Consider the following 15,139-nt stretch of genomic DNA (forward strand, 5'->3'; position numbering starts at 1 on the left):
ATTTACGTCTACTTTTTATAACGAGAGTCTATCCCTCAACTATGCCAATTTGCTTAAGTTTTTGAGTTACCTTGAATGCATAATTCATGTCTTAACTTATTTCTATTTAAGCCAGTGGTATTGCACAACGTTCACCGTCACAAAGGAGCAAACCATGAATGTGCAGAACAAAACGGGTCAGTCGGTAGAAGTGGATAAAGAAATTGATGCCAACATCCTGCTCAGTAGTACACAAAAAAAACAAATCAAAGCACGTGATAGCCAGTATAAAGCGGCCGATTTATCTTGCTTACGGGCAATTGCACAAGCGGCAATAAATGTCGAATTATTCACTATTCCACTTTACATGACCGGTCTTTACTCAATTCAGGGCACCCACCAGATTGCAGACTCGTCTAACCTCTACCCTGGTCGCTACTGGCCAGGACTTGGCCCAACAGCGGGATATATACCAGAGCACCGCCTAAATAAAGGCTACGACGTAGAGCTTAAACCACTTTTCAATATCGATACTTTGGTTGGTGACAATGACGATCCAAACAACCAAAAGGACTCATTTAAACTCTCTGTGAACCAGCAAGTGTTTAACGGCGTGTATAGTGTTTTTATCGAAGAAATGCTGCACTTACAACTCGCCTCAAACATGGCAAGTAAATTGGGCCTCACACCAAGCTTTACCAGCCAAGCATTAATTGACGAGAAGTTTGGTTGGAAGTGCTATAACAATCAAAGCGGTATTCCACACATTTTGGACTTTGCTGATTGCAGCGATGACTTGTCTAAATTAAGCCCTGAAGTTCAAGCTTACTTTAAGCAAATTTTCCCAAATAAGACGTTACAAGATCTCCGTGTTAATGCCACTGAGCTCAACAAAGAGCAGACACTACTCTTTATGTTGATTGAAGAAACGGAAGAAAACGCAAAGAAAATTATCCAAGAGCAATATTTAGAACCAAACAAAGAGACAAAACGGCCAAAATATTTTGAGCAGGCACCTTATGACTGGTGGAAACCCAATTACACTGAAAAAGATCTGCCGCTATTTGGCTCGATTGGACACATGTACCTCAGCTATTGGGATTATATTCAGATCCGATATGATGATGGCACCAGCTTGCTCGACTACGCTACCATTCAGCGCGACTATTTTAACGAACGTCCTGGTAACAAAGATTATCAGCCACAATTCCCAGGCATTAAAGGCTCACTCAACGTTAAAGAAGATCATACTGCATTAAAAGAAGCGTTAATGAATAATGTAAATGCCATTACCGATCAAGGTGAAGGTGATGGTGTGGCTGATATGATTTGTAAACGCTGGGCTGATGAAAAGTGGGCACAAAACCTCCTAGCAGCAAAAGCGAATAAAGCGGAAGATACCCATCTCAGTACCGTAGAAGAGAAGTTTCAACCTAGCGCGGAAGCATTAAAGGCGGATTATCCCGCAAGCTGCGGCGAGGGTCCAATTTCGGGTTCAGCGTGTGCGCGGATCACTAATAAATACAAAGATCACTTTCAAATATTCACCGATACCATGAAGCTCATTGTCGACTTTGAGAAACCTTCAAGTCAATCAGACGAACGTTACATGACTTGGTCAACTTGGTTTGCTGAAGGTAATAGCTGGAATGAGGCGTTATTGGACCCCAACGGTGGTGATGAAGCAGCTAAGAACAACCCAAATCTCCCTTGCGTCAGCAGCGTAGTAAAAGCACTTAACAATCTTAAGCTCTCGTCCAATGTTGGCAATACGCATCAATTATTCAGTCAATCTGCGGTAGGCACTATTAAAGGCCTAACAACAGCGCTTGACCGTTATTGGTCGGGTAAAACCAGTGAATTCCCAGGCCCAGCAATGGGTGGTTCTGGCGATAGAATTTCTATTTGTTGGGCAACCACAGGAATTGCGCCTGATTTAGTTACAGGGATTAAAGCACAAGATCCAAACACCCTTTACCACGCCTGCCAAGGGATGAGTTACACCAACATTGGGGCAGATGTTCTGCCGCCTCCAGAGGTCTATCACAGCTGTAAAGGCAGTAACGATTGTAAAGCACAAGGTGGCTGTGGCTTTGTTCATAGCACAACGCCAGGTGGTAGTTGTGGTGGCAGCGTATCTACAGGGCCAAAAAGTGCACCTGCTGATAATAAGTGTAATAACTTGGGTGGCTGTGCTGTACCTATCTCAGCTTCTCAACTCTTCCCAGCACTTTCTGGTGAAGATCAAGAGTACGACATGCAGCTATTTAAGTTTAACTTAAAAGATAATACTTTCTCCCCGATGGATTACACTTTCCCTAAAGACCAAAAAGCACCGGCAGGAAAGTCTGAAGGTAACGTACTAATGCCTTACAAAAAAGGAGATGCAGTGTACGATATTGCATGGCAGGCATACTGTAATGCCAATGGTTTGTTAAAAGAAGATGGCACACCGGAAGACAAGCCAGCGGCTTCAGATATTCGTCTCGCACTACCACCATCGACTTGATAGGCAGATAGCATGACCAATCCAACTCGGACGCAGCAATTTGCTGCGTCCGCTATAGAACAATTGACCGACTTAGGGTTTGGTGTTGGCCTTAGAAGCCAGCACTACCCCTTTATTATGCCCCAATTGGAACGCGGAGCATCGCTTGATGTTGACTGGTTTGAAATCATTAGTGAGAACTATATTGATAATCACGGTTATGGCCGGTATGTCCTCGCTCAACTAAAGGAGCAATATCCGCTAGTGATGCATGGCGTATCAATGAATATTGGCAGTAGCGATCCGCTAAACTTTGAATACTTAGGCAAACTCAAAGCGCTAAGCGAGTTCGTTCAGCCACAGCTTATTTCTGATCATTTGTGTTGGACAGGCATTGCAGGCTTAAATAGTCACGATCTCCTACCTATGCCGTTAACTGACGAGAGCCTGCAACACGTGATAAACCGTATTGACCAAGTACAGGATTTTTTAGCGCGACCTTTGGTGCTTGAGAACCCATCAACATACCTTGAATTTCAACATTCAACTCTCACTGAAAGCGAGTTCTTTAGTGAATTAGTCACCGCAACAGGCTGCGGTATGCTGTTGGATGTAAACAATGTCTTTGTCAGTAGCTTTAATCATGGTTTTGACGCCGAAGCGTTCATTCGTCAACTTCCCCATAAGCACATAGTTCAGATCCACCTAGCCGGTCCTAGCGACTGCGGTGATTGTTTGATAGACACCCATGACCAACCTGTGCCTGCCCAAGTTTGGCAACTTTACCAACTAGCGCAGCAGTTAACGGGTGGCGTGTCTACCTTACTGGAATGGGATGCCAATATCCCCAGTTTTCCTGAACTCGTTGCGGAGTTAAACAAAGCGAAACAAGTGCTTGCTGGAGACATTCCAGAGCAAAGGGCGCTCTCCACCAGCAATGCGATTTCGACCCCAATCGTCAATGAGCGAGCAGAATTAACGTAATGAAAACGCCAGACTTAACGCAAACTCAACAATGGCTTAGCACCGTTTTGATGGTACGAGGCGACCTATCACAAAAGCTCAATACCGCTGCTGCCCCTCATGGGGTGACACTGCATGACTGTGTAAAAAGTAGTAAAAAATTGGGTGCCATGAGAAGAGTAGACATCTATGCCGCAGGCTATGTGATGCGGTTGGTAGAGTGCCTAAAAGGCGAGTTCGCATTGTTGTGCCAATTTATGGGAGAGGAAGTATTCGAGACTTTCGCTAAAGCCTTTATCGTCACCTTACCCTCAGAGTCTTGGACACTGCACCAACTTGGCTCACGCTTCGCTGATTTTTTAGCACAGACAAAGCCATCAGGAGATTTTGATCCCCATCAACAAGCTATGTTTAGTTTGCCCTGCGAGCTGGCAAAGTTAGAAAGAGCCAAAGCGCTTGCACTATTAAAGCCTGGGCCTGAAACACAGCAATCAACCACGGCAATAAGCGAGATTGAGCTCCTTTGCGGCATAGCCGAAGACTTTGTCATGTCGGTGCCAGGATCCGTGCAGCTTATTCAAACCGATTACCCCTTGCTGCCGCTTATAACCCAGCTTGAGCAAGCAGAGCCATATACCATACCGGCACCAGCGCAAACACACATTGCGGTTTCTAGGCAGCAATATCGGATAAAAATGTGTGTATTGAATGACTGGCAAGCAGACTTATTGCTTCATTTGAGAGAAAAACCGCTACGCTACCAAGAAGCAGTAAGCTATAGCGCTAGCCGCCTAAACTTAAATCTACAAGCGCTGCAATCGCAGTTAGCAGTTTGGCTACCAAGCGCAATTAATATGGGACTGTTTACGTTACAAAATGAACCAGTGCCCCACTGATCCAATCAGCTAATAATGGCTCGGTTGATAAAGTGAAATAGCCCTTAATGGGTTATTTTTATATCCAATACAAGATAGACTAGCCTTATCGACTGCTGTTCCCAAATAATAATGATAACAATCAATAACCGTAAGTTAGACTTGGTCACGGGTGAACTTGTCTACCTTGATGAAACCATCACATTAGAGGCAAAGGTGCTAGCAGTATTTGAAATACTTTATCAGCATCGTGGGAAGCTTGTTACGCAAGAGCACCTACTCAATTCAGTATGGCAAAATACCGTCGTCGCCCCAAATGCCCTACAACGGTGTATTGCTCAGCTTAGGAAACTACTTGGCGATAATGATAAGCGTATTATCCAAACTTTTCATAAAAAGGGCTATCGTTTACAACTTGAGGATCACCACACGAACTTACGCCAAAAGCTGAAAATATGTGCACTCTATTTCACAGGTTTCATCACCCTCTTTGGCATATTGTTTATCTACTCAACTATGCCAAAAGCTAAGTTCCAACTTTCAGAGGTGACACCTGTAAGTTACGGATTGGAGTTGGAAAGTACTGCGACACTCACCTCAGACAGGAGGTTGTTATATGTGGCCAGAACATCGCAAACAGCAGAACTAAAAGTAAAGGAGTTAGACTTCCAAACGACTAAACTCATCTCCCGCGCATTGGATTATACTGGTCAGCCGAAAATCAGCAATGATGGTAAAAGAGCCGTACTCATTGAAACGCGCAAAACAAAAGAACAAACTAAGTGTCAGCAGGTTATCGTCGCGTTACCAAAATTTGCTGGCAGGAAAGTGATCTCTCCTTGCTTAGACAATGAAGTACAGCAAGCCTACTGGGTTGATCATCAAGTGTTACTTATCGCCAATAACGAGTATGCCCTTTTTACTCCGCCCGCAGACTCAGTAACATTTAGTGCTTTGCCTATAGAAGCAACAATTTTAGCGTCTTCATTTAACGAGGATCACCTTACTTTGCTTAGCCAAAACTCAGATGATGAGACCTATCTTTCAAACTATATATTAAGCAAAAAAGGGGAACTTCGACTGCTTCAACAAGAGAGCTTACCTCGCTTGGAGTTAAGCCAGCCCATATTAGTATCAGGGCCTGATACAACACACATACTTTCAACCGCATCTGCAGTCTACATTTTCCAAAGCCTTCAGCTTGTACAAACCATTCCTGCAATCGGCTCAGAGTCGCTTTATGTAACCGAATACCATGGCGATAACAACTATTTAGCGACACAAGTGCAAGAACAAAAGCAGATTAATATACAAGACAGCCACTCTACAAACCAACTCACATCCAGCCACTACGACGAGCTCTCAGGACAATTCCAACCTAATGGAAATGCCATTGCATTTCTCTCTACTCGCACTGGCACCAGCGAAGTCTGGATAAAGGATTCACACCAAGAAATGCCCCTCACCCATAACAAACATATCTCATCTTTTGTTTGGGCAGACGATGGTAAACAATTGTGGGCGGCATCAAAACACGGTTTACTGAAAATCAATTTAGTCACTGGCGTTGAAGTGTTTCCTGCTTTATTTGATAATAAAATCATACTGCAGTCGATTAAAATAAAAGGAAATAACTTCCTTCTCGTTAATGACCTTATCGATGAGCAACTGGTACTTTTCGACCCTATAACAAACCATAAGCAGCCACTTTATCAAGGGCAGATTCACTGGGCACAAATTCAGCAAAACGGTACAGTCTATATAGCCACACCTGATGAGCCAAACTTAAAAGTACTCGTCAATGGTGCACTTAAATCTCTGCCAATAACAAGCAAAGTGATCTTACATTGGCGTTTTTACCTAAGAGGAAATGAGCTGGTTATTCCAGACAAGAGGGCGACTATCTGGCGCTATAACATCAATACGCAAGCAGTGGATATATTAGGACAATCTGATGAGCAGACTCGCTTGATCACGGATGTTCAAATTCATCCTTTTAGGGTTTTAGCTGACTCGCCAAAAACACTTAGAGCAAACCAAGTGAAAGTAAAAATAGCGAGACCAGAAAGCCACTAATGTAAAAGCGGATCACACCGGTTCGCTACCTCTATGTCACTCTTGATAATGCTAAAGCCGAGACAAAACTAGATTAATATACTGCTGGGCTTCTTTATTTTTTTGCTCTGTTGCTAGCAGCAAGGCTCGCTTTAACTGAAGTGTTGCTTTTGTCGCATCGCCTGTATTCAAAAGAGTCTGGCCATATCGTAAGTGGTAAATAATAGAGTTAGGCGTAGTCGCAAGTAGCTCATCAAACACTATTTTCCCAAGCCTTGTATTGCCTTGCTCGAATAAATATTGCCCTAAAGCAAGCTGGTTGGCTTTAATATCAATCGGATAGCCATAGCGCTGTTCTAGTTGTTGGTGATATTCTTGCAATCCCTTTAGGCCTGACTTGTTAAATTGAGCATAATCTTGAAGCTTTATTGCGGAAAAAATATGTTGTAGTCCATGTCTTAGCCCTAATTGTGCGCCTACATGATAATGATGTTGACTTAAGTCTTCTAACATCAGGTGTTGGTGTCGTTTTGAAACGGCGAGCGCAGCAAAAAACGGCCTATTTTCATCAAAGCTGCCAAGACTGATATATAGGTTATTGGAGAGTTTGCCCTTGGCGATATTGTCACTTACGTTTTCTTTTAGTTGCTTGGGAAGTTGACTCCAAACTGGCGCAGACAATATCGCGCCTTGGAAGTATCCAGACATTTCCCCTAATAAATTCAAGGCAATAGCGGCTCTGCTTGAGTACCCTTCAATAACTCTAAACGGCGACAAATTAAATTGCCGTATCAGTGTTGGTTCAACTTCATTCGCTAATACGCGAGCTAGCAAGGCAAAATACGCTTGATCAGATAACTTGTCAGCCCCAGCAAAATTCAATTTGGGCACTCGCACAATCACAAGTTGCGGGATAGGTGAAAAACTGGTGTGACTCAACCAGTCCACTTCAGCTTTCAGTACATCAAAACGGCTCTCTCCCGCAGTTGTATAAAGCGTTGAGTATGGCTCCTTTCGGTTAACATCAAAATCAAAAGGCAGATACACTTGTACATCAACAGGCTCTCCCACTAACTTTGAACTCACTGTAATATGCTGTAATTTTGAGGCTATCTGTGCGTGAGCAACTAACGCAAACAATGCGCAATTTAACCACATCAGAGTTTTTAAAAGTATTTTCATGCTTTTCTCCATTTTTAGCTAAGCTTATGAAATAAAAACTTTTAAAACTTGATGCATTACTTATTTTTTATTGATTAATTGCTGATGTGGATCAATCCGAGTTTGTTAGAGGCTAAACATCAGGTGTTAACACGGCTACCTAAATCGCGACGTTTAGTATAGTGCTACTCATTGTAAAATGTGATGTGAAAGCTTATTAATTGCGCGTATACACGTTAAGCAACGGAAACTTGTTCTCACCGAAAGCCAATGTTATTGAGAGCGTTTCTCCGCCATCAAAGCTTTCAGAAAGTTTCATTGGCGCGATCCTTTGCCCGTTTGCTGTTAGTGCCAGCAGGTGTTTTTGTGTTAATGTTCGACGTCCGCTCGATTGATTTTTAACCGTGATCATTGCCCAGCGCTCACCGCTTTCGTTACTCATCAATACCGCGTTAAGTACCTTGAAATCACTGATATCTGGGTAAATATTGGCATCATTCGGAAAAGCCAATTCCATATTGTTAGGCACTACGCTATCAATCGTTAACGCTTCTTCAGCTGCCTGAGTATTGACAGCGAACGCAAGTAACCACAGTCCAGTTATTATCCTTCTAATCATTTAATTTCCCTCCTATTTTCCTTTAACTAATTCAATTTTTGGGCACAAAAAATACTTGCGCAGCACCAAGGTAACACTGCAAAACAAAAATGCCAGACTACACACTGTGCGATCTGGCATGTTCTTAACTAGTCGTGACATCAATTATAAAGTTTCTTCTAACCACTTGAAGAATTCACGCTGCCAGACTATTCCGTTTTGCGGTGTCAGTACCCAGTGGTTTTCTTCAGGGAAATAAAGAAAACGGCTTTTCAAGCCACGCAATTTAGCGGCTTGGAAGGCTTGCATACCTTGGCTCAGCGGTACACGGTAGTCTTTACCACCATGGATCACGAACATCGGCGCATCCCACTTATCAACATAGCTGATTGGGTTAAACTGATTGTATGCTTTGCTGATGGCCGCATTGTTTTGCTCCCAGTACGCGCCACCCAATTCGTTGTTCACAAAGAACATTTCTTCGGTTGTGCCGTACATACTGCGCAAATCAAAAATGCCACAGTGCGCGATAAAGGTTTTGAAACGACCATCGTGATTGCCAGCTAAGTAAAACGCAGAGTAGCCACCAAAGCTTGCGCCAACTGCCGCGATACGTTTGTTGTCAACGTATGACTCTTTCGCAACATCGTCGATTGCATCAAGGTAATCTTGCATTACCTTACCACCCCAATCTTGGCTGATGTCTTTGTTCCATTTCACACCGTGCCCTGGCATACCACGACGGTTTGGCGCAACCACAATATACCCTTGTGATGCCATCACTTGGAAGTTCCAGCGGAAGGAATAGAACTGTGATAACGGTGACTGCGGGCCACCTTGAAGGTATAGCAGCGTTGGATATTGCTTACGCTTATCAAAATTAGGTGGGTAGATAACCCAGGTTAGCATTTCTTCGCCGTCTTTTGTCTTCACCATTCGCTTTTCAACGTGAGGTAAATCCAAATCAGCATAAAGCGCCTCGTTCACATTTGTCAGTGCAACGAGCTTTTTGCTATTCAGATCAAAGCGGAAGATCTCTTTTGCTTGATTCATGCTATTGCGAGTAACAACTAACTTATCGTCTAGAGCTGCTACAATGCTATTAACATCAAACATGCCCTTGGTTAGCTGCTTAATTTTTGGTTTGGCTTTGGCTTTGGTGTTCACCGCTACTTGAAATAGCTGGATTGTCCCGTCAATTGGTGCAATAAAATAAATATGCTTACCGTCATGACTCCACTCAAAACTACTTACTGTGCCGTCCCAATGCGCAGTTAGGTTGATTTCTCTGTCACCCTGCTTAACGATGATGTCATTTTTATCCGCCTCGTTACCGGGCTCATCCATACGTAAGAAAGCCAGTTGCCCTGTCGACGAGAACTCAGGGCTTTTATCATACCCCAAGTTTTGCTCGGTTAGATTGGTGGTTTTCTTACTGCCTAAGTTATAACGGTAAATATCTGTGTTGGTACTGCTCGCATACTCTGCGCCAGTCAGCTTTTTACTGACATAGTAGATATTTTCACCTTTTGGACCCCAAACATAATCGCTTGAACCACCAAATGGTGACGTCGGACTATCAAAAGGCATCCCTTTCATGATGTCGACTTTTTCTTCTGTGATTAGATCCTGATAGAACACATGTTTAACACTGCCGTCTTTCCAAGTATCCCAATGGCGGTAGTTTAAATCATCAAATACATACGCATCTGCTTGCGTAAGCGCTTTATGTCTATCCGTAGCGAGCACAGCTTCAACATTAACGGTGTCATGAAATAGTTTTTTGCTGCCATCTGGTGAAATGTTGTCGTCTGACAATATTCCTTGATACGCGCTTAAAAGCTGAGACGCCCCACCCTTTAACGGCACTTGATAAACTTTGCTATCAAAATCATTGTTTTCAACGCTTGGCGTTGTAACTCGATAAATTACATGGGTGTTGTCTTTAGATAACCCAAGCGCACTTACGCGCTTTACTTGCCAAAGCTTGTCTGGGGTCATTACCTCTTTGGCAACTAACCCAAAACTTGGTGCTAATCCTAAGCTAGCACATAAAAGAATTCGCAACATCGCGAAATGCCTCCAATAATCAAAACCAGAATAGACTACATAAACCCAGCAGAACTTAAAAGCATTCGCGATAAGATATTTGCGCCTATAGCGCGAGTCACATGCTAGTAGCATAAGTTGTTCAAAATGAATTTACATTGTGCTGAAGGTTGGCAATACGGTACTTTCTCGGTGTTTGGTTAAACAATTTCTTAAACGCTTGTACAAATGCAGAGTCAGAAGCGTATCCCAACTCGATAGCAATTTCCTGTATGCTCTTTTGCGACTCTAACAATTGCAAAGATAAAACTAACCTTACATTTTGCCTCCACCGTGAAAATGATTGGGAAAACTCTCTTGAGCACAATCGCGACAAAGTGCGCTCAGAAGCCCCAACTTTTGTTGCCCATTCCTTTAACGTAAATGGTAGATCCGGTTGCTCTTTAAGCTGTAAGAAAATGGATAAAAGACGTTTATCGGTAGGTATGAGTAGGGGTATTTCATAACGTTTTGCGATCTCGATTTGATCCCGCAATACCGTTAGCAAATGTGTGATATTGGACTGTGCTTGAGTGAGCGTCTTGTTTTCGAATAGAAGCAGTATTAATGCTTTAATAAATGGCGTTACCAGACAGGTTTTTGGTTCGTCTCCATACTGAACATATTTGTCGGGATTAAGGTAAATCGCCAAAAACTGTGTATCTGTAATCGCTATGGATTTATGCACTGTATTTGCAGGTATGTAGAGCATACCATTGTGAGGTACGATCCCGCTTTTATCGCCGATACTTGATTGCAGCAGCCCCTGCAAAGGAAACACAATTTGATGCCACGAATGTGAGTGGAAGTCATCAATATAGCCAGAAGCCATATTAATCGCTTTAGTTACGATTTGTTTATCAGAAGAACCTTTGATGAGGTCATTAGCTTGCATCTTGGCGACTTATCAACATTAAACGTCTGTTAGTATAAGTTACGCCATCCAAATTTAATATACCATCTACAGCCTATCGTTAATTAAAAGGCACAAAGATGCATATTCACTTTATCGTTCATGAACATTTTGAAGCGCCCGGGGCCTATGAATCGTGGGCAAATAAACGCGGTCATACCATTACCTATTCGCGAGTTTATCAAGGCGAATCTCTCCCAAAAAATATCGAAGACTTAGATTTTTTGATTGTAATGGGAGGACCTCAAGATCCGGCAACAACTATTGAGCAATGCCCACACTTCGATACAAAAGGTGAACAAGAAGTCATCTTGAACTCGATTACCGCCGGAAAAGTTGTGCTTGGCATATGCCTAGGGTCGCAACTCATTGGTGAAGCGCTAGGTGCAGCATTTGAATCTAGCCCTGAACGTGAAATAGGAAAATACCCGATAACCTTAACGGAAGCTGGGATGACACACCCACTATTCAGCCATTTTGGAAAAGTGTTGGATGTTGGCCATTGGCATAATGATATGCCAGGACTCACCAATGGCGCACAAGTGATTGCATATAGCGCAGGGTGCCCAAGGCAAATTGTCGCCTATCGCAACCTAGTATATGGATTTCAGTGCCATATGGAATTTACCAAAGATATCGTCGCATTACTGATTGAAAATGACGACTTAAGTGACGCTTTACAGTATCGATTTGTAGATGAGCCAGAGGTTTTACTGAATCATAACTATGACGAAATGAACCAAAAACTGTATGGTTTTTTAGATAAGTTAGAAAGCTTTTATAAATCAGAAAAATGAGTGTTAATCATACTATTATACTTATAAAATATAATTGCTTATCCAGCCAAATTTAGGTGTAATGAATACATAATAAGCGTTGAGCAATGTAGGGAAAGCTTACATAACAAATAGCTAAGCTGATTAAACTAACTAAGAGCGCTGAAGCCTCTAAAAAGCCTATTTTTCTAGGTAAGCCATAGCATAAACGACACCAACTCTGTCACACCGAGCAGGTAGCGGCTCAACCCAACAAGCGATTATGCGACACAAACTGTGTGTCGCATAAATACTTAAATGTTATACGACTACGGATAGCCCAAAGTATGCCCAATCCTTTTATTCCTGAATCGTTCAAGCCTCCGACGTTATTTGATAGTGAAAATTTTCACTTCAGAGTGCTTGAAGAAGAAGTTGCTGAGTTAGACTTTGAAGCTGTAATGTCCAGTCAAAAAAGGCTACAAGGAATATTTGGCCCTAAAACTGAGTGGCCTAAAGTTAATATGACCCTCGAAGAAAATATAGAAAGCTTAAGGGCTCATAAACAAGAATTTGAATCAAGGGATGCTTTTGCATATTCCGTATTTAACAATTCAAAAGAAAAATGCCTAGGCTCTGTTTATATAGATCCAAGCCGTTCACTAAATTATGACTGCGAAGTCTACTTGTGGATTCGAGATGATAGTATTGCGTTAGAAAAAATACTTTATCAGACTGTCTTAAATTGGCTTCAATCAGTGTGGCCTTTCTCAAAAATAGCATTACCGGGCAAGTCGATTTCATGGAAAGATTGGACTCATGAGTTAAAAGTTGTATAACAAGGCAATAATGATAATTAGACGCAAAACGCTTGGCTTTCGCTCCTTTTTCACTTAAATTACCCGGCTATTTTTCGCCGTTTATAAAGGCGTTAGTGTTAAAGAAAGAGTGGAGATAAATTTGAGATTTTCAGAAGAAGAAATGGTAAACGCGCTAGTTGCATTAAGGGCAAATGAAAAACCTGTCTATGGCTTTTTCGCTGCTTTTTTTGCTTTAATCCCTGCTGTTTCAATGTACTTTCTATTCGCAGATATGGGAGGTGCGCTTTATATAATGTTTGCTATTCCTCCTGCGATGGTTGGTTTTGCTGCTAGATTTGTTGGTCGTAGTTACAAGTTTAAGCACCGTCTACCGGTCGGCTGTCTTGGTGTTTTAGTTCATTTGATAGGTTGTTACCTGCTAAGTTTAAATCCATTTCTCTATCTAATGGCTCCTGTAGCCTTTGTGATTTCTGCTAGTGTCGCAAAGGTTAAACTAGAAAGAGTTCATATTTGGGCATTAGATCAAGAAGAAATGGGAAAAATTAATACTAACAAGGCACTAGACTAGGCTAGCACTGACACCCACTATAATTTTCACCTATGTTATGGTGGGTGTCCGCGATTTAATTTATGCGGTTAATTGGCATATTCAATTTGGATGCAGCGGTGACTAAAGCAGAGCAAATGAGCTTGCAGCCAAGACAGCAGCTTAAAATCTGTTAGTTAACCTGCTTAATTGCTCAGGGTAGTAGCTCTGTTCAACAATCGATCATGCTACACAAGCTAGGTGTCGCATAAATACTAAAGTGTTAGGTATCAAATGGAAATCACAATACGGAAAGCTGAAATTGCTGATAGTGCTGCATTAAGTATGTTGTGGCAGTTTTACCAATACCATCAGAGCTCATTTAATCTAGAAGATGTTGGTTCTGACGGTCGCTTTGATATCGATGAAGAATATCTTGGCTCTGTTGTGCGTGGTGAAGAAGAGTGTGCCGCTTACCTTATTGTCGTTGCCGACCGGGTTGCGGGCTTTGCTGCCGTTGAGCCAACCAAGATCATGGGCAAGGAAATGCCGGAGTTAGCCGATATTTTTATTCTTCCTAAATACCGAAAGCAAGGCATCGCAAAATTTACCATTCAACACTTGATGCAATCTGGAACTAATCAATGGCATGTAGCGGTCTACTTAAACGACAGCTTAGCGTTGAAATTTTGGAGTAATTTGTTTACTCAATTAAATGTGGCACTTATTGATAAATTAGAGCCTTCTGAAACAGAAGACTTTCACGAATTTGTCATCACAAATGCCTAACACATATGAACCTTCTCCGATCAAGTAGGCATAACAGAAAAGAGTAGACGCGCGAAGCCGCGACCTTATCCGAGTGTTGAACGAGCCCTGCGCCGTTATGTGATAAGCGAATACAACGTCGCGCGATGGCACTTTACTTTTTTGGAGATTTCAGAAGTTGAAATACCCAGTTCAAAAAAGGCTAAGATCTGGTATCTTTTCCCCTCGGCCAACAGCTTATGACTCATAGTAGTAGTGCTTGTTTATTTGACAAAAAGAGCGTACCACTTTCGGCAGTTAGCCTTCTCTTTCACACCTCTCTATAAGTGTCGCACTTATTATCTGAAACCATGGGGTTACGACATGACGAAATTCACGTATTATAAAAATTTATTTTTATCAGCTATTGGCATAACGTTAGGTCTCTCCATAGGATTTGTAAATTTAAATCAGGTTAATAGTGGTTTTCCTTTCAAAAGTAGCCTCGTGGAAAAAAGTGGTTTTGTAGATTGGGTTCAAGCATACGACTATGGAATACGCTTCGGGTTTGTTAATGACCCAATGAATTTTAATTATCCATCAAAATCAAATGGGCAAGGCGCTGTTGAACAGGCTCTTTTGAAATCAAAAGGTCAACTTGTTACTATTTTATTTGAGGCTTCTGATACACATTCGCCGATCTATTCTTCGAAGAAGTATTATAATTTTTTTGAGTTAAAAGTGAATGGACAGCTTGTTCGGTCGTATGAAGAGTCTGAACAAGCTTGGAAGCTAGACAACAAGTTAACACCTTTTATTGTTGCTCTATTCTTGATTGGCGGAATATATATATGGCGCAAAACAAAAAAAGAGTACAAATATACTCAATATTGAAAAAGAGTTGACCGTGACACCCATCGTTATTTGTCTACATTGAACCAGCCTTTAAGTAAGGTGCAAGTGAGATGCAACAGCATGCTAGAATAACACTGAAGGTAGAATAACACTGACACCCACTATAATTTTCACCTATGTTATGGTGGGTGTCCGCGATTTAATTTATGCGGTTAATTGGCATATTCAATTTAGATGCAGCGGTGACTATAGCAGAGCAAACGAGTTTGCAGCCAAGACAGCAGCTTAAAACCTGTTAGTTAACCTGCTTAATTC

The 15,139-nt window shown here is 42.0% G+C and carries 13 protein-coding genes; 9 read left to right on the plus strand and 4 right to left on the minus strand.

What is annotated here, in order from left to right:
- Positions 1 to 154 precede the first annotated feature (154 nt).
- From CEX98_RS04295 to CEX98_RS04310, 4 genes are all read left to right on the plus strand, one after another.
- A complete protein-coding gene (locus CEX98_RS04295) occupies positions 155 to 2,488 on the plus strand; it encodes a ferritin-like domain-containing protein (RefSeq protein WP_099640883.1) in 2,334 nt (777 codons plus the stop codon).
- A 12-nt stretch (positions 2,489 to 2,500) separates the two neighbouring features.
- Positions 2,501 to 3,451 carry an MNIO family bufferin maturase gene (gene bufB / locus CEX98_RS04300; RefSeq protein WP_099640884.1) on the plus strand — a complete coding sequence of 317 codons (951 nt, stop codon included), beginning with the start codon at positions 2,501 to 2,503 and terminating at the stop codon, positions 3,449 to 3,451.
- Complete coding sequence (locus CEX98_RS04305) at positions 3,451 to 4,326, plus strand: HvfC/BufC N-terminal domain-containing protein (protein WP_099640885.1); 876 nt, start codon at positions 3,451 to 3,453, stop codon at positions 4,324 to 4,326. Before bufB ends, CEX98_RS04305 begins: the two co-directional genes overlap by 1 nt.
- Before the next feature lie 111 nt (positions 4,327 to 4,437).
- On the plus strand, positions 4,438 to 6,381 hold the full coding sequence (locus CEX98_RS04310; RefSeq protein WP_099640886.1) for a winged helix-turn-helix domain-containing protein: 1,944 nt from the start codon (positions 4,438 to 4,440) through the stop codon (positions 6,379 to 6,381).
- 51 nt (positions 6,382 to 6,432) lie between these two features.
- On the opposite strand, the gene CEX98_RS04315 is transcribed toward CEX98_RS04310, so the two are convergent.
- The 4 genes from CEX98_RS04315 to CEX98_RS04330 all read right to left on the minus strand — a co-directional run bounded on the left by CEX98_RS04315 (position 6,433) and on the right by CEX98_RS04330 (position 11,102).
- Entirely contained in the window at positions 6,433 to 7,542 is a 1,110-nt protein-coding gene (locus CEX98_RS04315) for a tetratricopeptide repeat protein (RefSeq protein WP_099640887.1), read from the minus strand.
- Positions 7,543 to 7,738: 196 nt separating this feature from the next.
- Complete coding sequence (locus CEX98_RS04320) at positions 7,739 to 8,140, minus strand: hypothetical protein (RefSeq protein WP_099640888.1); 402 nt, start codon at positions 8,138 to 8,140, stop codon at positions 7,739 to 7,741.
- 144 nt (positions 8,141 to 8,284) lie between these two features.
- A complete protein-coding gene (locus CEX98_RS04325; RefSeq protein WP_099640889.1) occupies positions 8,285 to 10,189 on the minus strand; it encodes a S9 family peptidase in 1,905 nt (634 codons plus the stop codon).
- Positions 10,190 to 10,310: 121 nt separating this feature from the next.
- Positions 10,311 to 11,102 (minus strand): AraC family transcriptional regulator, encoded by a 792-nt coding sequence (locus CEX98_RS04330; protein ID WP_099640890.1) that lies wholly within the window; start codon positions 11,100 to 11,102, stop codon positions 10,311 to 10,313.
- A 98-nt stretch (positions 11,103 to 11,200) separates the two neighbouring features.
- On the opposite strand from CEX98_RS04330, the gene CEX98_RS04335 reads away from it, so the two are divergent.
- The 5 genes from CEX98_RS04335 to CEX98_RS04355 all read left to right on the plus strand — a co-directional run bounded on the left by CEX98_RS04335 (position 11,201) and on the right by CEX98_RS04355 (position 14,863).
- Complete coding sequence (locus CEX98_RS04335; RefSeq protein WP_099640891.1) at positions 11,201 to 11,917, plus strand: type 1 glutamine amidotransferase; 717 nt, start codon at positions 11,201 to 11,203, stop codon at positions 11,915 to 11,917.
- Positions 11,918 to 12,222: 305 nt separating this feature from the next.
- The gene (locus CEX98_RS04340; protein ID WP_099640892.1) at positions 12,223 to 12,714 is read left to right on the plus strand and encodes a hypothetical protein; all 492 of its coding nucleotides are present in this window, start codon (positions 12,223 to 12,225) and stop codon (positions 12,712 to 12,714) included.
- Between the two features lie 121 nt (positions 12,715 to 12,835).
- Positions 12,836 to 13,264, plus strand: a complete 429-nt coding sequence (locus CEX98_RS04345) for a hypothetical protein (RefSeq protein WP_099640893.1) — start codon at positions 12,836 to 12,838, stop codon at positions 13,262 to 13,264.
- Between the two features lie 252 nt (positions 13,265 to 13,516).
- Positions 13,517 to 14,011, plus strand: a complete 495-nt coding sequence (locus CEX98_RS04350) for a GNAT family N-acetyltransferase (RefSeq protein WP_099640894.1) — start codon at positions 13,517 to 13,519, stop codon at positions 14,009 to 14,011.
- A gap of 342 nt (positions 14,012 to 14,353) precedes the next feature.
- Positions 14,354 to 14,863 carry a hypothetical protein gene (locus CEX98_RS04355; protein ID WP_099640895.1) on the plus strand — a complete coding sequence of 170 codons (510 nt, stop codon included), beginning with the start codon at positions 14,354 to 14,356 and terminating at the stop codon, positions 14,861 to 14,863.
- Positions 14,864 to 15,139 lie beyond the last annotated feature (276 nt).

The sequence above is a fragment of the Pseudoalteromonas piscicida genome (assembly GCF_002744175.1).
Lineage (GTDB): Bacteria > Pseudomonadota > Gammaproteobacteria > Enterobacterales > Alteromonadaceae > Pseudoalteromonas > Pseudoalteromonas piscicida_B.